Origin of the sequence: Paraburkholderia sp. CNPSo 3272, from assembly GCF_024206495.1 — a bacterium.
Taxonomy (GTDB): domain Bacteria; phylum Pseudomonadota; class Gammaproteobacteria; order Burkholderiales; family Burkholderiaceae; genus Paraburkholderia.
The window spans coordinates 25,533-44,551 of sequence record NZ_JAMBPQ010000032.1; the positions used below are offsets into that span (position 1 = coordinate 25,533).

Below are 19,019 nucleotides of genomic sequence, written 5' to 3' on the forward strand. Positions count from 1 at the left end.
AAAAAGTTGGCGAATCGTAACCCTACCAATAAAAAGGTGCAACCACACTGTCGAAATGGTTGCACCACGATCGAGGCCTTGTGCAGCCTGGGTTTGCGGCCGATGTCCGCCCACCGGGCCGCGCGGGTCGCGCTCGGTATTTTCCCTGGCCCAACAACACGCTGGACAACCCTAATCGATTCCGCGGCCGTGCCGTTATACAAACAGAGCGGGGGTTGTTGATCACAAGAAAGTGCGTAGGGACCGGAAAATGGAAAAGCTGCTGGTAATCGCAGGGATCTGGACGATGTGCGCCATGTGCGCCGTGCTGTTCATGCGCGGCGCGACCGCGCCGGATGAACGCCGCATGAGCTTGAAGCGCGCGGCGCGTAAGGAAGTGGCCGATACCATCGGCCAGTAAGGAAGAAACGGGAAGTCGATGCCAGGTGGCCCCGCTGCTGCGGTGACGGGGCCATGTCGGCTGCTGTCCGCGGCTAGATATCGAGCGGATCGACTTCGAGATTCCAGCGCAGCACGCCGCGCAAGGCGCGCAGCGCGGGTTGCCATGCGCGCAGCGTGGCCTGCAGCGCGGCACGCGACTGGCTTTCCACGAGCAGTTGCGCGCGATGCACGTTCATCACCTTCACGATGGTGAGCGGCACCGCGTCGTAGGCCATGACTCGCTCGGCGCCGGCAATCGCCGTGAGCGCCTCCGCGGCCTGGGCGAGAAACGCCAGCGCCGCCTCCAGCGTGCGCCCTTCGGCGCGCAATAACGCCTGATAGACGAACGGCGGCAGGTGCGCGTCGCGCCGCTCCGCGACCTGCGTATTCGCAAAGCCTACATAGTCCTGGCGCGCCAGCGCGTGATAGAGCGCATGGCGCGGATAGCGCGTCTGCACGAGCACCTCGCCGGCGAGTCCGGCGCGCCCCGCCCGCCCGCTCACCTGCATCAGCTGCGCGAACAGGCGCTCGCCCGCCCGGAAATCGTGCGAAAAGAGCGCATTGTCGGCGTTCAGCACGCCAACGAGCGACACGCGCTGGAAGTCGTGCCCCTTCGCGATCATTTGCGTGCCCACGAGGATGTCGACTTCGCCGGCGTGCACGTCGGAGAAAAGCGCCTGCGCGCTGCCCTTGCGGCGCGTGCTGTCGGCGTCGATGCGCAGCACCCGCGCGCCCGGCACCGCGCTCGCGAGCGCCTCCTCGATGCGCTGCGTGCCGCGCCCCATCGGCGCGATGTCGACGTTGCCGCACTCGGGGCATGAATGCGGAATGCGCGATTCCCAGCCGCAGTGATGGCAGCGCAGCGCGCGCTCGGGCTTGTGCAGTACGACGTACGCGCTGCAGCGCGGGCAGCCCGCTACCCAGCCGCAGGAATCGCACGCGAGCGTGGGCGCGTAACCGCGACGGTTCAGGAATAGGAGGCTCTGCTCGCCGCGCTCGAGGCGCGCCTTCATCGCCGCGACCAAAGGCCCGGAGAGCCCTTCGAACGAAGCGCGGCCGCGCCGCCGCTCCTCTTCGAGATCGATCAGCTTGACGGTGGGGAGCACCGCGTCGGCAATCGCACGGCGCGAGAGCGTGAGGCGCGTGTAGCGGCCCTGCTCGGTCTGCCACCAGCTTTCGAGCGACGGCGTGGCCGAGCCCAGCACGACGGGCACGCCCAGCTGCTTGGCCCGCCATACCGCAAGGTCGCGCGCCGAGTAGCGCAGCCCTTCCTGCTGCTTGTAGGCGGGGTCGTGCTCTTCGTCGACCACGAGCATCGCGAGACGCGGCAGCGAGGCGAGCACCGCGAGCCGCGTGCCGAGCACGATGCGCGCGCGGCCCGTGTGCGCCGCGAGCCAGTTGCGGGCGCGCTCGCCTTCCGCGAGTCCGCTGTGAAGCGTGACGATGGCCTCGTCGGCGAGCCGGGCCGCAAAACGCGTGCGAAAGGCCGCCTCGAACTGCGGCGTAAGGTTGATTTCCGGGACCAGCACGAGCGCCTGAGCGCCCGGCTCGCGCTCGAGCAGCGCCGCGAGCGCGCGCAGATAGACCTCGGTCTTGCCGCTGCCCGTCACGCCGTGCAAAAGGAAGGGCGCGAAGCCGCTTGCCGCGCCGATGGCTTCCACCGCTTCGGCCTGCTCGTCGCTCAGGCGCGGGACTTCCACCATGGCGGCGGTCTGCGCGGCGCTGTTGGCCACGCTTGGTGCCGCGCCGAACTCGATGGACTCATGCTCCACCCAGCCGGCTTCGCACCAGGCCTCGAGCGTCGCAATCGCCTTGGGATGCAGCGCACGGGCCGCGGCGGCATCGAGTTCGCCGGCATCAGCGAGCGCCTGCGCGAGGCGGCGCAGCGCCTGGGCGCGCGCCGGCAAGGCGTCGGGCAGCGCGGCGCGCCCTTGCGGCGACAGACGGTAGCGCTCCTCGGGGGCGAGCAGCCGCGCCCAGCGCGACGGATCGCGCAACGCCTGCGGCAGCGCCGGCAGGGCGACCTCGCCGAGGCCTCGCTGATAGTAGTCGGCAGCAAACCCAGCCAGCGCCAGCCATTGCGCCGAAAGCGGCGGACAGGCGGCGCACACCGCGCTCACGTCGCGGAGCTTGTTCGCGGGCACATCGCTGTGAGCGTTCACTTCGCAGATCAGGCCGACCACGTCGCGACGCCCGAACGGCACGCGCACAAGCATCCCGGGCTCAGGGGCGCTGTCGAGGCCATAGCGATAGTCGTAGAGCGCATCCAGTGGATGGTCGAGAGCCACGCGCACGTAACGCCCTGTCATGCCTTGCCCCCAGGGAAGTTCCGTACGTCAGCGCACAGACACGCAAACCTAAAGTAATACTTGAGATTTCGCGCTAAGTTTTGGATTCCGCAGAACAATCGCGCCCCCGAATCTGCGCCTGTGGATAACTTTGTTGAGAACTTGCCGGGCGCCGCCGCAGCGCGCCCGAGTGTCGTCGCTATGTGGGATACCGCACACAGCGCCGTGGAGCGCCGAAAGCCTTGCCTGTCAAGGGTCTGATTGATTCTGCTCAGACCTGAACGGGCGCCTGCGACAACCTTTCCGTCTTGCGCGCCGCAACGAGGCAAGTGTGTATAAGTCAAGTCTTGACAGGGCCCCGATGGCGTCTGGATGCCCTCCTGAGCCCGGTCATACCCTGACGCCCGGAGCCCAGCTTGCTGCGATGCACCAAAAAGTCAGGCACCGGTCGCGCGAATGGCGCGGCTGTGACGATGCACTTCGTCTACGAGTTCGGCCACGCTTTCGGGCGGCGTGAACTGCGAAATGCCATGGCCGAGGTTGAACACGTGGCCCGGGTGCGCGCCAAAGCTGTCCAGTACCGCGCGCGCCTGTTCGCGGATCGCGGCTGGCGAAGCGAAGAGCACCGTGGGGTCGAGGTTGCCCTGAAGCGCCACGCGATCACCCACGCGTTCGCGCGCGCGGCCGAGGTTGACGGTCCAGTCGAGGCCAACGGCGTCCACGCCAGTATTGGCGATTTCCTCGAGCCAGAGACCGCCGCCCTTCGTGAACGTGATCACCGGCACACGCTCGCCATCGTGCTCGCGCTTGAGCTGCGCTACGACCTGCGCGATGTACGCGAGCGAGAAGCGCTGATACGCGCCGTCCGCGAGTGCGCCGCCCCAGGTGTCGAAGATCATCACGGCCTGCGCGCCGGCTTCGATCTGCGCGTTCAGATAGGCCGCGACCACCTGCGCGTTGACTTCGAGAATGCGCTGCATGAGGTCCGGGCGCGCGTACAGCATCGACTTCACGGTGCGGAAGTCGTCCGAGCCCCCGCCCTCGACCATGTAGCAGGCAAGCGTCCACGGGCTGCCCGAGAAGCCGATCAGCGGCACACGCTGACGCCCTTCTGCATTGGTGAGCGCACGGCGAATTTCGCGCACGGCGTCGGTCACGTAGCCAAGCGTCGCGCCGATATCGGGCACGGCGAGTCGCGCCACGTCTTCTTCGGTGCGCACCGGGTGCGCGAACTTCGGCCCTTCCCCCGCCTGGAACGAGAGACCGAGGCCCATCGCGTCCGGAATCGTGAGGATGTCGGAGAACAGGATCGCGGCGTCGAGCGGATAGCGCTCGAGCGGTTGCAGCGTGACCTCGGTCGCGTAATCGGGATTCTTCGCGAGGCCGAGGAAGCTGCCCGCGCGGCTGCGCGTGGCGTTGTACTCCGGCAGATAGCGGCCCGCCTGGCGCATCAGCCAGATCGGCGTGTACTCGGTCGGCTGGCGCAGCAGCGCGCGCAGGAAGGTGTCGTTCAGGAGAGTGTGGGCCACGTGCTGGATGCGCGAACTCGCGCCAAGGTTCAAAAGCAAGCGGCCATTTTACCGGAGCGGCCGCCGCGCCACGCCGCTGATCGGCGGGATCAGAAAGCGCAATGCCACTGAAGTATAGGTTCTGACTACCCAGGTAAGTCCGCGCTTATCTGCCGCGGACGCGAGGACTATCATCAGACAGCTTTCCAAAACATTACATCAATCAAAACCAGATCTGGAGACACGATGAAATATGCCGCCCTCGGCCTGACGATCGTTAGCGCCGCTTTGCTGAGCGCGTGCGCCACGGGCCAGTCCGCCGGTACCCCAGTCAATGGTGCGCAGACCGCCGCCACCCCTTCGCGCCTCGACGAAATCATCGCGCGCGGCACGCTGCGCGCCTGCACGACCGGCGATTACAAGCCCTACTCGTTCTACAGGCAGGACGGCGTGTTCGAAGGCATCGACATCGACATGACCCAGTCGCTTGCGAAGTCACTGGGCGTGAAGGCCGAGTTCGTGAAGACGTCGTGGTCGAACCTCATGAACGACTTCCTCGCGAAGTGCGACGTTGCGGTGGGCGGCGTCTCCACGACGCTCGAACGCCAGAAGCGCGCGTTCTTTACCGAGGCTTATCAGGTCGACGGCAAGACGCCGATCGTGCGATGTGAAGACGTCAAGAAGTACCAGACCGTTGCACAGATCAACCAGCCTTCGGTGCGCGTGATCATGAATCCAGGCGGCACGAATGAGCGCTTCGCGAAGCAGTTCTTGCCGAACGCGAATCTCATCATGTATCCGGACAACGTGACGATCTTCAAACAGATCCTCGCGGGCAAAGCCGACGTGATGGTCACCGACGCCTCCGAGACCATGCTGCAGCAGAAGCTCAATCCGGGCCTGTGCTCGGTGCATCCCGACAAGCCCTTTCAATACGGCGAGAAAGCGTGGATGGTGCCGCGCGGCGACGCGGTGTTCCAGCAATATGTGGATCAGTGGCTGCACCTGGCGCGCGCGAGCGGCGAATATCAGGCAATCTCCGACAAGTGGCTGAAGTGACGTGTTGAAGCGCGCCGCATTGTTATGGCCCTTCGAATTGCTACGATGAGTTGCAGAAGGTTTGGTGACATGAGGCGCGCAAAGTTTGCATTTCACGCGCGAACGCAACGTCGACGCATTGCGCATGTGCGCACCCGGTAATTATGTTCGGTGGCTGTCACGCGTAAAAGTCCCAATGCCGTGGGCTTCCCTTCATGCGGTTCGAATGCTCGCCCACGAGAGGCCCTGGAGCCCGGTCAAATAACCTCAAAAAAAACCGGTAAAAATGACTTCCGCGAAACGCTCAAGATGGCAAAAGCGCCGCAGAGCCTTATCTGACGGGCGTTACAACCTGAAACACTTTGTTACCGCGAACCAATCTTAATTCGCCCACAATGCCTTCAACGGTTTCAACACGGATGTGGCGCGGTGCCAGTGTGAGCGGACACAAAACACCTGCCGGTCGGCACTACGCCGAAGCCCTCTCGAGGGGCATCCTTGTTGGAGCCGCGACCGGCGTGCAAGACGTTTCATGACCCGGCTCCTCCTTTGGTCTCCTCGCGCTAACCCCGTAGCGTGTGGTTTTTAGCGGGCTCCAGGCCCGCTTTTTTTTCGCCTGTACGTTCCGTTATTCAACAGGCATCGCTCTGCATCCACACCCCCGCGCCAGCCAATCGTTCGGTTTCCCGACCATTTTTTTGCACGCGCTGGAATGCCGCCACGGCGACGTCGTTCGGCCGCCGCGGCGTCGCAAAATCAGCGGTCAAGCCGTCTTCTGCTCGCTGATCTTGAGTTCGTCGATCATGCGCGCGCGCATCACGAACTTCTGCACCTTGCCTGTCACGGTCATCGGCAGTTCGTCGACGAAGCGGATGTACTTCGGGATCTTGTAGTGCGCAATCTGCCCCTGGCAGAACGCCTGAATCTCCTCCGCCGTTGCCGTCTCGCCCGCACGCAATACGATCCATGCGCACACTTCCTCGCCGTACTTCGCATCGGGCACGCCGAACACCTGCGCGGACTGGACCTTGGGGTGGCGGAACAGAAACTCTTCGATCTCTCGCGGATAGATGTTCTCGCCGCCGCGGATGAGCATGTCCTTGAGGCGGCCGACGATGTTGCAGTAGCCTTCGGCGTCGATCGTCGCGAGATCGCCCGTATGCATCCAGCCATCGACGATCGACTCGGCCGTCTTCTCTGCGTCGCCCCAGTAGCCCTGCATGACCGAATAGCCCTTCGTGCAGAGCTCGCCCGTTTCGCCCACCGGCACGATATTGCCCAGTGCGTCGACGATCTTCACTTCGAGATGCGGCTGAATGCGGCCCACGGTGGTCGTGCGCTTGTCGAGCGGGTCGGTGGTCGAACTCTGGAACGACACCGGGCTCGTTTCCGTCATGCCGTAGGCGATCGTGATTTCGGCGAGACGCATCTTCGAGACCACGCGCTTCATCGTCTCGATCGGGCACGGCGAGCCGGCCATGATGCCCGTGCGCAGCTTCGAAAGATCGAAGCGCGCGAACTCGGGATGATCGAGCTCCGCGATGAACATCGTGGGCACGCCGTGCAATGCCGTGCAGCCCTCTTCCGAGACGGCTTCGAGCGTCGCGCGCGGGTCGAAAGCCTCACCCGGGAACACCATGTTCGCGCCAACGGATACGCACGCGAGCACCGCGAGCACCATGCCAAAGCAGTGATAGAGCGGCACCGGAATGCAAAGCGAATCTTCTTCGGTGAGGCGCATCGCCTGGGCGATGAAACGTCCGTTGTTGAGCACGTTGCGGTGCGTGAGCGTCGCGCCCTTCGGATTACCGGTCGTGCCGCTCGTGAACTGGATGTTGATGGCCTCGTCGGGCGATAGCGTCGCGTTGATGGCGTCGAGCCACGCCGTGCCGTCGCGGGCGATGCGCTCGCGGCCCATCTCCACGAGTTCGCTGAAGCAGAGCATGCCGGGTGTTGCCGTGTCGCACATGCGCACGACCGCGCGCAGTTCGGGCAGGCGCGCGGCCTGCAACTGACCGGGCGTGGCGCTCGCAAGCTCGGGCGCGAGCGTCTGCAGCATCTCCAGATACTTCGAGGTCTTGAAGCTCTCCGCGGAGACGATCGCCTTGCAGGCGACCTTGTTCAGCGCGTATTCGAGTTCGGCGAGGCGGTAGGCGGGATTGATGTTGACGAGCACCGCGCCGATGCGCGCGGTCGCAAACTGGGTGAGCAGCCATTCGACGCGATTGGGCGACCAGATGCCGACGCGGTCTCCCTTGACGATGCCTAGTTCGGCGAAGCCGGCTGCGAGCACGTCCACTTCGGCGGCGAACTCGCGCCAGTTCCAGCGGATGCCCTGCTCGCGGAACACCACGGCAGGCCGCTCGGGGAAGCGGTTCGCGGTCTCCTGCAGGAACGTGCCGAGGGTCGCGTTGCTGAGCGGCAGGTCGGACGTGCCTCGCACGTAGGAAAGCCCGTCTTTCGGCGCGATGAGCGGCTCATGTACACCGGGCGCGGCGCGCGCGCCTGCTGCGTCGATTGCCATGATGGCTGTCTCCTGGGGAGCGTAAAATTTGAAAACCATTGTGCCACCGGCTTTGCCGGGGGCGGCATCAAGTCTTACCCGCAGGGTCTGGGCCGGCTCCGAACGCATGATTTGGCATTACCTTTCCGTAAACGTCAAGTATGCCGGAGCGTTTTGGTCGACCACCGTCGCTCACGGCATTTATGCCGCGTTTTTCATCGCGATGCCATCGGGCCGTGCCCGCTCACGCGGCGCGCAAATGCAAAAAGGGCTCCCCGGTTGGGGAGCCCTTTTCGCTTCGAACGCGGCGCCACAAGGGCGCGCGTACGAGAACCGATTAGTGCTGGTTCATCTTGCGCAGGCGCTGGATCGCCGCGAGTTGCGCGACCGCGTAGGCCAGTTCAGCCTGGGCGGTGGCGTACTCGAGGTTCGAGCCGGCGTTCTGCAGCGTCTCTTCAGCGCGCTTGCGCGCTTCCGTGGCCTTCGCCTCGTCGAGATCCTTGCCGCGGATCGCGGTGTCGGCGAGCACCGTGACGGCGCCGGGCTGCACTTCGAGAATGCCGCCTGCGACGAACACGAACTCTTCACCGCCGTCTTCCGCCACGATGCGCACTGCACCCGGACGAATACGCGTGATGAGCGGCGTGTGGCCCGGCAGAATGCCCAGCTCACCCGCCTCGCCCGGAAGCGCGACGAACTTCGCCTGGCCGTCGAAGATGCTCTCTTCGGCGCTGACGACGTCTACCTTGATGGTTGCTGCCATATGTGTCGACTCCTTGGGGATTAATTGGCTGCTGTGGCGGATAAGTCGCGCGACTTATCCGCACTTCGGCAACTAACCCTTACTGGATCTTCTTGGCCTTTTCGAAGGCTTCGTCGATCGTGCCGACCATGTAGAACGCCTGCTCCGGCAGGTGATCGCATTCGCCGTCAACGATCATCTTGAAGCCGCGAATCGTTTCCTTCAGCGGCACGTACTTGCCCGGCGAGCCCGTGAAGACTTCCGCGACGTGGAACGGCTGCGACAGGAAACGCTGGATCTTGCGAGCGCGGGCCACCGTCAGCTTGTCTTCCGGCGACAGTTCGTCCATGCCCAGAATCGCGATGATGTCGCGCAGTTCCTTGTAGCGCTGCAGCGTTTGCTGCACACCGCGCGTGATCGAGTAGTGCTCTTCGCCGATCACGTTCGGGTCGATCTGGCGCGAGGTCGAGTCGAGCGGGTCGACTGCCGGGTAGATACCCAGCGAGGCGATGTCACGCGAGAGCACGACGGTTGCGTCCAGGTGGCCGAAGGTCGTAGCCGGCGACGGGTCGGTCAAGTCGTCCGCAGGGACGTACACAGCCTGAACCGACGTAATCGAGCCCTTCTTGGTCGACGTGATGCGCTCTTGCAGCTTGCCCATTTCTTCAGCCAGCGTCGGCTGATAGCCCACTGCCGACGGCATACGGCCCAGCAGTGCCGACACTTCCGTGCCAGCCAGCGTGAAACGGTAGATGTTGTCGACGAAGAACAGCACGTCGAGGCCTTCGTCACGGAAGTGCTCGGCCATCGTCAGACCGGTCAGCGCGACGCGCAGACGGTTGCCCGGCGGCTCGTTCATCTGGCCGTATACCAGCGCGACCTTGTCGAGAACGTTCGAGTCCTTCATTTCGTGGTAGAAGTCGTTGCCCTCACGGGTACGCTCGCCCACGCCCGCAAACACGGAGAAACCACCGTGTTCCTTGGCGATGTTGTTGATGAGCTCCATCATGTTGACGGTTTTGCCCACGCCAGCACCACCGAACAGACCCACCTTGCCGCCCTTTGCGAACGGGCAGATCAGGTCGATAACCTTGATGCCGGTTTCGAGCAGTTCCGCCGACGGCGACAGCTCGTCGAACGCCGGAGCCTTCTGGTGGATCGAGCGCGTCGTTTCGCTCACGATCGGGCCGGCTTCGTCGATCGGACGGCCGAGCACGTCCATGATGCGGCCGAGGGTCGGCTTGCCGACCGGCACGCGGATGGGGTTGCCCGTGTTCTTGACCACGGTGCCGCGGCGCAGGCCGTCAGCCGAACCCAGACAGATGGTGCGGACAACGCCGTCGCCCAGCTGCTGCTGCACTTCCAGAGTCAGTTCCGACCCTTCGAGAATCAGCGCGTCGTAGATCTTCGGCATGCTCTCGCGCGGGAATTCCACGTCGATCACCGCGCCGATGCACTGTACGATCTTGCCTTCTACCAAAGCAGTTGTACTCATCGATTTTCCTTTAGATACCTGAATTCTTCACTCGCTCACCGGCATACACCGGCGCGGTTTCGCAATCGGTTCGCGCTCGTCGCTTGATCAAACGGCTGCTGCGCCGCCGACGATTTCCGAAAGTTCCTTCGTAATCGCGGCCTGGCGGCTCTTGTTGTACGAGAGCTGCAGTTCGTTGATGACCGTCTTCGCGTTGTCCGACGCCGCCTTCATCGCCACCATACGGGCCGACTGCTCCGAAGCCATGTTTTCCGCCACGGCCTGATAGACCAAGGCTTCGACATAGCGAACCAGCAGTTCGTCCACGACGGTTTGCGCATCCGGCTCGTAGATGTAGTCCCACGCCGACTTCGGCGTCGTGCCGTCGTCATCCGCTTCCAGACGCTCGGCCGACAGCGGCAGCAGTTGCTCGATCACAGGCTCCTGCTTCATCGTGTTGACGAAGCGCGTGTACGCGAGGTACACGGCGGAAAGCTTGCCTTCCGAGTACTGGTCGAGCTGCACCTTGATCGCGCCGATCAGCTTTTCGAGGTGCGGCGTGTCGCCGAGTTGCACAACGTTCGAGACGACCTTCGCGCGCAGACGGTTCAGGAAACCGAGGCCCTTGCTGCCGATCGCAGTTGCTTCGATCGACGTGCCGGATGCTTCCAGATCCTTGAACTTCTGCAGCGTCGCGCGCAGCACGTTGGTGTTCATCCCGCCGCACAGACCCTTGTCGGTCGTGACGAGAATCACGCCTGCGACCTTCGCACCGGTGTTTTCCACCATGAACGGGTGGCGGTACTCGGGGTTCGCGCGGCTCATGTGCGCAGCGATGTCGCGGACCTTGTCGGCATACGGGCGGGCGGCGCGCATGCGCTCCTGGGCACGGCGCATTTTCGACGCCGCGACCATTTCCATCGCCTTGGTGATCTTGCGCGTGTTTTGCACGCTCTTGATCTTGCCGCGAATTTCCTTCATTCCAGCCATTGCTTTGCTCCTTTGTCGACCCGAGTTAGCGCTTTCGCGCTGACTCGGGTCCCAGTCCGTTTATCGTGATTGATTCCCGGACGGATCAATATGCGCCGGACTTCTTGAAGTCCTTGAGAGCCGCGTGGAGCGCGTTCTCGTCGTCCTTCGACAGGTCCTTCTTGTCCTCGATGCGCGCGACGAGGTCGGCGTGCTTCGACTTCAGGTATTCGCGCAGACCCTTTTCGAACGGCAGGACGTCCTTGACGTCGATGTCGTCGAGGTAGCCGTTGTTCGCCGAGAACAGCGCAACAGCCAGTTCCCACACTTGCAGCGGCTGATACTGCGGCTGCTTGAGCAGTTCCGTCACGCGGCGGCCGCGCTCGAGCTGCTTGCGGGTCGCTTCGTCGAGGTCCGATGCGAACTGGGCGAATGCAGCCAGTTCACGGTACTGCGCGAGGTCGGTACGGATACCGCCCGACAGCTTCTTCACGACCTTCGTTTGAGCCGCACCACCCACACGCGACACCGACACGCCGGCGTTGATTGCCGGGCGGATGCCTGCGTTGAAGAGGTCGGTTTCCAGGAAGATCTGGCCGTCGGTAATCGAGATCACGTTCGTCGGAACGAATGCGGTCACGTCGCCGGCTTGCGTTTCGATGATCGGCAGTGCGGTGAGCGAACCCGTCTTGCCCTTCACTTCGCCGTTCGTGAACTTCTCGACGTAGTCGGCCGACACGCGCGCGGCGCGCTCGAGCAGACGCGAGTGCAGATAGAACACGTCGCCGGGGTAAGCCTCACGGCCCGGCGGGCGGCGCAGCAGCAGCGAGATCTGACGGTATGCCCAGGCTTGCTTGGTCAAGTCGTCATAGATGATCAGGGCGTCTTGACCGCGGTCGCGGAAGTATTCGCCCATCGTGCAGCCGGCGTACGGCGCGAGGTACTGCAGCGCGGCCGATTCCGAAGCCGAAGCGGCGACGACGATCGTGTATTCGATCGCGCCCGTTTCTTCGAGCTTGCGCAGCACGTTCTGGATCGACGAAGCCTTCTGACCGATGGCGACGTAGATACAGATGAGGTCCTTGCCCTTCTGGTTGATGATCGTGTCGACGGCCACTGCGGTCTTGCCGCACTGACGGTCGCCGATGATCAGCTCACGCTGGCCACGGCCGATCGGCACCATCGAGTCGATCGACTTCAGACCCGTTTGCACCGGCTGCGACACGCCTTCACGCCAGATCACGCCCGGAGCGATCTTTTCGATCGCGTCGGTCATCTTGGCGTTGACCGGGCCCTTGCCGTCGATCGGGTTGCCGAGCGGGTCGACCACGCGGCCGATCAGTTCGGGGCCAACCGGCACTTCGAGAATGCGGCCCGTCGTCTTGACGATGTCGCCTTCCGAAATGTGCTCGTACTCGCCCAGAATCACCGCGCCGACCGAGTCGCGCTCGAGGTTCAGCGCGAGGCCGAAGGTGTTGCCCGGGAATTCGAGCATTTCGCCCTGCATCACGTCCGACAGGCCGTGGATACGCACGATACCGTCGGTCACGGAGATCACGGTGCCCTGATTGCGAACGTCTGCGCTCGCTTCAAGGCCCTGGATCCGGCTCTTGATCAGCTCGCTGATCTCAGAGGGATTGAGTTGCATTATTCGCTCCTGATGTTCAATTCTGTTGCGTGCCAGCCGCCGCGCCCGATTTTTTAATCGAGGCGCTCAGGCGGTCAACGCCGCCTGCATGCTGGCGAGCCGCGCGCGGACCGAGGTATCGAGCACTTCGTCGCCGACCGTGACGCGCACGCCGCCGATGAGCGACTTGTCGATCTCGACGGTCGGCTTCAGCTTGCATTTGAACTTGCGTTCGAGGCTGGCGACGAGGTCGTTCAACTGGGCGCCTTCGAGCGGGAACGCGCTGACGATCACTGCGTCAGCAGCACCTGCCTTGGCGTTCTTGAGCGCTTCGAACTGCGTCTGGATTTCCGGCAGCAGTGCCAGGCGATGATTCTCGATCAGCATCTGCACGAGGTTCTTCACCTCGCCCGATTCCTTGACCGGCGACTTCACCGCCGCGAGCAGCAGCTCGGCGACCTGGGCATGGCTCACCTTCGGGCTCGTCGCGACCGACTGCACCTCGGGCAAGGCCGCAACCTGTGCCAGCTCCGAAACGAGCGTGGACCAGGCAGCGGTGTCACCAGCTTCGGCCACGCCAAACAATGCTTCTGCGTACGGGCGGGCGATGGTTGCAAGTTCGGCCATGATCAGAGCTCGGCTTTCAGTTGATTCAGCAGTTCGACGTGGGCCGACTGATCGACTTCGCGCTTCAGGATCTGCTCGGCGCCTTGCACGGCGAGGGCGGCGACTTCGGCGCGCAGCGCTTCGCGTGCCTTGACGACCTGCTGGTCGGCGTCGGCCTTCGCCTGAGCGATGATGCGTGCCGCTTCGGCGTGCGCCTGGGCCTTGATTTCCTCTGCGACGGCCAGCGCGCGCTTTTCAGCGTCGGCGATACGGCTTTGACCCTCGTTACGGGCCGTAGCGAGCTCTTCGCCGACGCGCTTGTGCGCCGCTTCGAGTTCCGCCTTGCCCTTTTCCGCAGCGGCGAGGCCGTCTGCGATCTTCTTCGAGCGCTCGTCGAGGGCGTTGATCAACGGCGGCCACACGAACTTCATCGTGAACCACGCGAGGATCAGGAACACGACCATTTGCGCAAACAGGGTTGCGTTGAGATTCACGGTGTTTCCTTAATCGTTGCTATTCCGGGGAATTGAAACGGCAAGGCGCTCATCGGTTGTGAAACTCGATCAGCGCCTCGTCTCCCGTTCCGCCATGCGCCCACTACCCGTTATAGGTCAGGCGCAACCTTCCAGGGAACTTAGCCCGCGAGCTTCGAGAGCAGCGGGTTAGCGAACGCGAACAGCATTGCAACACCAACGCCAATCAGGAACGCTGCATCGATCAGACCAGCCAGCAGGAACATCTTCGTCTGCAGCGGGTTCATCAGTTCAGGCTGACGTGCGCAGGCTTCGATGTACTTGCCGCCCATCAGGCCGATACCGATACAGGCGCCGATTGCACCCAGGCCGATGATGATGCCGATACCGATGGCCGTGAAACCCTGGATGTTGGCGATGAAAGCTTGCATGATCACTCCTTATTGAGATTTTCTGGAACTGGGGATTTAAAACTGCAAATCTGGTTTGACGAGCACTTAGTGCTTGTCGTGTGCCTGGCCGATGTACACCAGCGTCAGCATCATGAAAATGAACGCCTGCAGCAGAACGATCAGGATGTGGAAGATCGCCCAGACGCTGCCCGCAATCACGTGGCCGATGAAGCCAAGCACCGTCGTGTCCGCGCCGAAGCTCCACAGACCGCCCAGCAGCGCGATCAGCAGGAACAGCAGTTCGCCTGCGTACATGTTGCCGAACAACCGCAGGGCGAGCGAAACCGTCTTGGCGACGAACTCGATGATGTTCAGTGCAAGGTTCGGGATCCACAGGAGCGGATGCGCGCCGAACGGGGCCGAGAGCAGTTCGTGTGCGAAGCCGCCAGGACCCTTGATCTTGAGGTTGTAGTAAATCATCAGCACGAAGACGCCGAGCGCGATGCCGAACGTGCCGTTGAGGTCGGCAGTCGGAACGATGCGCTGGTGCGGCAGCACTTCTGAGAGGCCGAGCCAGCCGATCACGCGGGTGGGCAGGTCGACAGGAATGAAGTCGAGCGAGTTCATGAGCGCGACCCAGATGAACACGGTCAGCGCGAGCGGTGCGATGAATGCACGGTTGCCATGGACGATGGACTTGGACTGGTCCTCCACCATCTCGACCAGCATTTCGATGGCGCACTGGAAGCGGCCCGGTACGCCCGGGGTCGCCTTGCGCGCAGCGAGGCGCAGGATGAGGATCGTCACGACGCCGCACAGGATCGACCAGAACAACGTGTCGATGTTCCAGACGCTGAAGTCGACGATCGACGTCTGGTGCGAGGTCGCAAAGTTCTGCAAGTGGTGAGCAATGTACTCGGACGGACCCGGTGCGCTCGTTCCTTCGCTAGCTGCCATATCGTTAAAGCCACCCAAATTGTCGAAAATCGTTTTCGGCCGCTCCCGCCGCAATACTGTATTGCGGGAACGCGCCGCCGTGGATCGTGTCTTATCTGCTTCGCATCGGCCAGCCGACTTCCACCGTCTTCGCTTCGACGCCCTGACTTGAGGCGGCGCGATGTTGGTGGGTCAGCGCCACGCGAGCGCGATCCAATATGTCTTTAGTGCGATCAGGTACGTGACGAGCAGGGGAATCCACTGCACGTCGTGATACCAGAACGCGATGGCGACGAACATCGCAATCGTCGCCCCCATCTTGAAGGCTTCGCCGAGCATCCAGTTGAACACGGTGCCGGCCCTGCTCAACTGCTTCAGGCGCGCCGCGAACAACGCACCGGGAAACCAGCAGATCGCTCCGCCCAGGAACGCCGACAACGCAGCACTGCCCGGCGGCTTATAAAACAGCCACCACGCCAACGTTGCAACCAGGGACAAAACCACTTGCGCCGCGACGACACGAAACGGCGTGACGCGCGATGGGCGACTCACCTGCGCGCCGAAAATTTGCTCGGCTTCGACCCGGGTGAGCGGAACGATGTCGTTGTTATCTTGCTGGCTGGCGTCCAGCTTGTCCCAGCGCGCGTTGTGATCCACGCGCCCGGAATTTTTGGCGGCTGCATCCTGCCCCCGGCTGGATGCTCCGACTTCGCCCGGCGGTACATCGGGCCCTTCATGCGCCTGCGGCGCTTCGTCTGGCCTCTGACCCACCATCGCTAATTCCGGAAATTCGCCTTGCACGCGTTTTATTACAGCGCACTTACAGCATCGCCAACCAAATAAATCCGGGCGATTGTAAGCGATAGTTGCAGGCAATTCAAGACTTTAGGCCCTTCAATAACACCGGTGAAATGCGACTTCATCATGCGGAAAAGGCGGCGCCGCGAAGGTGTGACCGGTAACTGTAAGGGAGGAGGCAGGCAAGGAGCAATCGTCAGGATGACCAGGTAGTTTTGAAGCCATCCGGCGCGCAATGCTGGCTCCGCCCCAGCATGTGAGACGGAATGCCGTCAAAACAGATGCAGCAGCGGCGCGGCGCCCAAAAAGGCCACGATCCAGAACGGCACGGCGATCAGGTGAAACAGCAGCCACACGCCGCGCTCGCCGGACAGACGCACGGCGATGAGATTCGCCAGCGAGCCGATGGCGACCCCGAAGCCCCCCACGCTCACGCCGAACGCGAGCGCGCGCCAGTCATGCGTGAAGCCCGCGAGCACAATGGCGGCCGGAACATTGCTAATAACCTGCGACAGCACGGCGCCTGCGGCAAAAGCGCGCATCGACGTTTGCAGCGAGAGTGACGTAAGCGCGTGATGGATGGCGGGCAGCGCGGCCACACTGCGCAGGACAATGAACATCAGCACGAAGATCAGCAGCAGCAGCCAGTCGATCTTGAGTACGATGCGAATGCGCCAGACCACGAAGCCCGCGGCGACGGCGGCCAGCGCGACACCTGCGTGGTGCGCGTCGGCGAGCAGCACGAACGCGACGAAGAGCACAGCCGCCACGCTCGCAAGCGCCCGATCGACGCGCTGCGGCGCGGCGTCTTTCGAGAGGTCGAGCGGTGTGGCCTTGAAAAGAAACGCCGTGAGCAGGATGAGCATCGCCATGAGAAACGCGCAAAGCGGTGCGAGCGCCACGACGAAGCGTCCGAACGATACCCCGCTCACCTGCCAGAGAAACAGGTTCTGCGGGTTGCCGAGCGGCGTGAGCACCGACCCCGCGTTCACGGCAAGCGCGATGACGATCACGAGGCGCTTGAGCGGCAGCGGCGTGAGCTTGTGCAGCGACAGCACGAGCGGCACCACGACGAAAAGCGCCACATCGTTGGTCACGATCATCGCCAGCGCCGCGGCCAGCGCGACGAGCAGCAACGCGAGCCCGCGCTCCGAGTGAATGTAGTGGACGAGCTTGTGCGCGAGCCAGGTCAGCAGTCCTGAATATTCGATACCCTTCGTCAGAATGAGCAGACCCGCGAGGGTCATCACCGTTTGCCAATCGACAAGTGCGGGCAGCGAGGCGATGGGACGAGGTGCGTAAATCTGCAACGCCACGAACGCCACGATGAGGATCGCGAGCACCGGCTCCGAAACGGCGAATGCGCCGATGCGGCGCAACAGGCTCAAGGGCTCACGCGCGCCCTGCTCCGATTCGCGCACCGGATTTATGCGCCGGCGCGCGCGTTTGCCGCTGCGATCTGCATCACAGCCATCACGCCGCCGTCTCGCCGCGCAGGCGCAGCAGGATGCCGTCGAGCGCGTCGAGGTCACCGAAGTCGACCGTGAGCTGCCCTCGCCCGCGTCGGCCGAGCTTGATCTTCACCGATGCGGCGAGCAGGTCCGACAACTCCTCTTCGAGGCGGCGCGTGTCGCGCCCGCCGTCGTGCGCGGCCTTCGCCTTCACTGCCGGTGCGGCCTTCGTGGTGGCCGAAACGAGCTTCTCCGTTTCACGCACCGACATCCGCTTGTTGACCACCTGGTTCGCCAGCGTGATTTGCGTGGCAGCGTCCACGGCGAGCAGCGCACGGGCGTGGCCCATGTCGAGATCGCCGGCCAGCAGCATCGTCTGCACGGGCGCTGCGAGGTTGAGCAGACGCAGCAGATTCGACACCGCGCTGCGCGAGCGTCCCACCGACTCGGCCGCCTGCTCGTGCGTGAAGCTGAACTCGTCGAGCAGGCGCTGGATGCCCTGCGCCTCTTCCAGCGGATTCAAGTCCTCGCGCTGGATGTTCTCAATCAGTGCCATCGCGGCGGCGGCCTGGTCGGGCACGTCCTTCACGAGCACCGGCACTTCGGTCAGGCCGGCGATGTGCGCGGCACGGAAGCGTCGCTCGCCCGCAATGATTTCGTAGCGCCCCGTCGCAACCGGGCGCACGAGAATCGGCTGCATCAGACCCTGTGCGCGAATGCTCGCTGCCAGCTCCTGGAGGGCGCCCTCGTCCATCCGCGTGCGCGGCTGGTACTTGCCGGCCTGCATCTGGGTGAGCGGCAGCGTGTTAGGTGCACCGTCGATCTTAACCGCCTCGGTGATGTCCGCACTGCCGCCGAGCAATGCTTCCAGCCCCCGGCCCAGTCCCTTCTTCCGTGCTACTGCATTCATCGTGCTTCCCCAGTCTCGTCAGAGTGCGCGCACGCGCTCGATCATTTCCGCGCCGAACTGCACATAGGCCTGTGCGCCGCGCGAGGCGCGATCGAACACCACACCCGGCAAGCCGTAGCTGGGTGCTTCGGCAAGGCGGACGTTGCGCGGGATTACGACGTCGAAGACCTTGTCGCCGAAGTGCTCTTTCAACTGCTCGGAAACCTGCTGCTGCAGCGTGATGCGCGGGTCGAACATCACGCGCAGAAGGCCGATCACCTTCAGGTCGCGATTCATGTTCGCGTGGACCTGCTTGATTGTATTGATGAGATCCGAAAGGCCTTCGAGCGCGAAGTATTCGCACTGCATCGGGATCACCACGCCATGGGCGGCGCACAGGCCGTTGAGCGTGAGCAGCGAAAGCGCCGGCGGGCAGTCGATGAGTACGAAGTCGTACTCGGCGTCGACCTCGGCGAGCGCGGCCTTCAGGCGCCGCTCGCGCTGCTCGACCGTCACCAGTTCGACCTCGGCGCCGGCCAGCTCGCGGTTGGCCGGCAGGACGTCGTAGCCGACCTGTTCCGGCCGCGTGCGCGCGGCGTTCACCGTGACGCCGTCGACGAGCACCTCATAGACCGTGTTCTCGCACGCGGCCTTGTCGATGCCGCTGCCCATGGTCGCGTTGCCCTGCGGGTCGAGGTCGATGAGAAGGACACGTTGTCCCTGCGATGCGAGGCTCGCGGCGAGATTGACCGTTGTCGTCGTCTTGCCGACGCCGCCCTTCTGGTTCGCAACGCAGAAGATTTTTGCCATCTTTTGTGTGTCCCTTTTACTGCCTTAAGTAGTTTGCTTACGTTATGACGCAACCGCCTCACGCACCATTCGGCCCGTTGGCCATCGCTCGACCG

General features: G+C 63.5%; 18 protein-coding genes. 2 read left to right on the forward strand and 16 right to left on the reverse strand.

Annotation, left to right across the window (positions count from 1 at the left end):
* Window positions 1-250 precede the first annotated feature (250 nt).
* Window positions 251-400 carry a hypothetical protein gene (locus M3I53_RS28420; RefSeq protein WP_254319182.1) on the forward strand — a complete coding sequence of 50 codons (150 nt, stop codon included), beginning with the start codon at window positions 251-253 and terminating at the stop codon, window positions 398-400.
* A 73-nt stretch (window positions 401-473) separates the two neighbouring features.
* Here the strand turns inward: M3I53_RS28420 and M3I53_RS28425 are convergent, their stop codons facing one another.
* Window positions 474-2,729, reverse strand: coding sequence for a primosomal protein N' (locus tag M3I53_RS28425; RefSeq protein ID WP_254319183.1), 2,256 nt, complete (start codon window positions 2,727-2,729; stop codon window positions 474-476).
* 416 nt (window positions 2,730-3,145) lie between these two features.
* Entirely contained in the window at window positions 3,146-4,237 is a 1,092-nt protein-coding gene (gene hemE, locus M3I53_RS28430) for a uroporphyrinogen decarboxylase (protein ID WP_254319184.1), read from the reverse strand.
* Between the two features lie 225 nt (window positions 4,238-4,462).
* Between hemE and M3I53_RS28435 the strand changes: the two genes are divergently transcribed.
* A complete protein-coding gene (locus tag M3I53_RS28435; protein ID WP_254319185.1) occupies window positions 4,463-5,275 on the forward strand; it encodes a transporter substrate-binding domain-containing protein in 813 nt (270 codons plus the stop codon).
* A 611-nt stretch (window positions 5,276-5,886) separates the two neighbouring features.
* On the opposite strand, the gene M3I53_RS38295 is transcribed toward M3I53_RS28435, so the two are convergent.
* From M3I53_RS38295 to M3I53_RS28500, 14 genes are all read right to left on the reverse strand, one after another.
* Entirely contained in the window at window positions 5,887-6,021 is a 135-nt protein-coding gene (locus M3I53_RS38295; RefSeq protein ID WP_302057873.1) for a hypothetical protein, read from the reverse strand.
* Window positions 6,018-7,778 carry an AMP-binding protein gene (locus tag M3I53_RS28440; RefSeq protein WP_254319186.1) on the reverse strand — a complete coding sequence of 587 codons (1,761 nt, stop codon included), beginning with the start codon at window positions 7,776-7,778 and terminating at the stop codon, window positions 6,018-6,020. The genes M3I53_RS38295 and M3I53_RS28440 overlap by 4 nt, the downstream gene beginning before the upstream one ends.
* A gap of 316 nt (window positions 7,779-8,094) precedes the next feature.
* Window positions 8,095-8,520, reverse strand: a complete 426-nt coding sequence (locus M3I53_RS28445; protein ID WP_028203314.1) for a F0F1 ATP synthase subunit epsilon — start codon at window positions 8,518-8,520, stop codon at window positions 8,095-8,097.
* A 79-nt stretch (window positions 8,521-8,599) separates the two neighbouring features.
* On the reverse strand, window positions 8,600-9,994 hold the full coding sequence (atpD, locus tag M3I53_RS28450; protein ID WP_069264444.1) for a F0F1 ATP synthase subunit beta: 1,395 nt from the start codon (window positions 9,992-9,994) through the stop codon (window positions 8,600-8,602).
* Between the two features lie 87 nt (window positions 9,995-10,081).
* On the reverse strand, window positions 10,082-10,963 hold the full coding sequence (gene atpG, locus M3I53_RS28455) for a F0F1 ATP synthase subunit gamma (protein WP_254319187.1): 882 nt from the start codon (window positions 10,961-10,963) through the stop codon (window positions 10,082-10,084).
* 85 nt (window positions 10,964-11,048) lie between these two features.
* Window positions 11,049-12,590, reverse strand: a complete 1,542-nt coding sequence (gene atpA / locus M3I53_RS28460; protein ID WP_069264448.1) for a F0F1 ATP synthase subunit alpha — start codon at window positions 12,588-12,590, stop codon at window positions 11,049-11,051.
* 66 nt (window positions 12,591-12,656) lie between these two features.
* Entirely contained in the window at window positions 12,657-13,196 is a 540-nt protein-coding gene (locus M3I53_RS28465) for a F0F1 ATP synthase subunit delta (protein ID WP_254319188.1), read from the reverse strand.
* Window positions 13,197-13,198: 2 nt separating this feature from the next.
* Entirely contained in the window at window positions 13,199-13,669 is a 471-nt protein-coding gene (locus tag M3I53_RS28470) for a F0F1 ATP synthase subunit B (protein WP_254319189.1), read from the reverse strand.
* Between the two features lie 140 nt (window positions 13,670-13,809).
* Entirely contained in the window at window positions 13,810-14,079 is a 270-nt protein-coding gene (gene atpE / locus M3I53_RS28475; RefSeq protein WP_028203308.1) for a F0F1 ATP synthase subunit C, read from the reverse strand.
* Between the two features lie 66 nt (window positions 14,080-14,145).
* Entirely contained in the window at window positions 14,146-14,997 is an 852-nt protein-coding gene (gene atpB, locus M3I53_RS28480) for a F0F1 ATP synthase subunit A (RefSeq protein WP_254319190.1), read from the reverse strand.
* A 171-nt stretch (window positions 14,998-15,168) separates the two neighbouring features.
* Window positions 15,169-15,750 carry an ATP synthase subunit I gene (locus M3I53_RS28485; protein WP_302057876.1) on the reverse strand — a complete coding sequence of 194 codons (582 nt, stop codon included), beginning with the start codon at window positions 15,748-15,750 and terminating at the stop codon, window positions 15,169-15,171.
* Between the two features lie 296 nt (window positions 15,751-16,046).
* Window positions 16,047-17,195 (reverse strand): SLC13 family permease, encoded by a 1,149-nt coding sequence (locus tag M3I53_RS28490; RefSeq protein WP_375542600.1) that lies wholly within the window; start codon window positions 17,193-17,195, stop codon window positions 16,047-16,049.
* A gap of 52 nt (window positions 17,196-17,247) precedes the next feature.
* The gene (locus tag M3I53_RS28495) at window positions 17,248-18,135 is read right to left on the reverse strand and encodes a ParB/RepB/Spo0J family partition protein (RefSeq protein WP_042265990.1); all 888 of its coding nucleotides are present in this window, start codon (window positions 18,133-18,135) and stop codon (window positions 17,248-17,250) included.
* 18 nt (window positions 18,136-18,153) lie between these two features.
* Window positions 18,154-18,924, reverse strand: a complete 771-nt coding sequence (locus M3I53_RS28500; protein WP_254319192.1) for a ParA family protein — start codon at window positions 18,922-18,924, stop codon at window positions 18,154-18,156.
* Window positions 18,925-19,019 lie beyond the last annotated feature (95 nt).

Excerpts from the sequence above, each read along its gene's own strand:
- M3I53_RS28425 (WP_254319183.1), bottom strand. The coding sequence starts at position 2,729 with ATGACAGGGCGTTACGTGCGCGTGGCTCTCGACCATCCACTGGATGCG.
- atpE (WP_028203308.1), bottom strand. The coding sequence starts at position 14,079 with ATGCAAGCTTTCATCGCCAACATCCAGGGTTTCACGGCCATCGGTATC.
- atpA (WP_069264448.1), bottom strand. The coding sequence starts at position 12,590 with ATGCAACTCAATCCCTCTGAGATCAGCGAGCTGATCAAGAGCCGGATC.
- atpB (WP_254319190.1), bottom strand. The coding sequence starts at position 14,997 with ATGGCAGCTAGCGAAGGAACGAGCGCACCGGGTCCGTCCGAGTACATT.
- M3I53_RS28445 (WP_028203314.1), bottom strand. The coding sequence starts at position 8,520 with ATGGCAGCAACCATCAAGGTAGACGTCGTCAGCGCCGAAGAGAGCATC.
- M3I53_RS28465 (WP_254319188.1), bottom strand. The coding sequence starts at position 13,196 with ATGGCCGAACTTGCAACCATCGCCCGCCCGTACGCAGAAGCATTGTTT.
- M3I53_RS28495 (WP_042265990.1), bottom strand. The coding sequence starts at position 18,135 with ATGAATGCAGTAGCACGGAAGAAGGGACTGGGCCGGGGGCTGGAAGCA.
- M3I53_RS28435 (WP_254319185.1), top strand. The coding sequence starts at position 4,463 with ATGAAATATGCCGCCCTCGGCCTGACGATCGTTAGCGCCGCTTTGCTG.
- M3I53_RS28440 (WP_254319186.1), bottom strand. The coding sequence starts at position 7,778 with ATGGCAATCGACGCAGCAGGCGCGCGCGCCGCGCCCGGTGTACATGAG.
- atpG (WP_254319187.1), bottom strand. The coding sequence starts at position 10,963 with ATGGCTGGAATGAAGGAAATTCGCGGCAAGATCAAGAGCGTGCAAAAC.
- M3I53_RS28485 (WP_302057876.1), bottom strand. The coding sequence starts at position 15,750 with ATGGTGGGTCAGAGGCCAGACGAAGCGCCGCAGGCGCATGAAGGGCCC.
- M3I53_RS28500 (WP_254319192.1), bottom strand. The coding sequence starts at position 18,924 with ATGGCAAAAATCTTCTGCGTTGCGAACCAGAAGGGCGGCGTCGGCAAG.
- M3I53_RS28420 (WP_254319182.1), top strand. The coding sequence starts at position 251 with ATGGAAAAGCTGCTGGTAATCGCAGGGATCTGGACGATGTGCGCCATG.
- atpD (WP_069264444.1), bottom strand. The coding sequence starts at position 9,994 with ATGAGTACAACTGCTTTGGTAGAAGGCAAGATCGTACAGTGCATCGGC.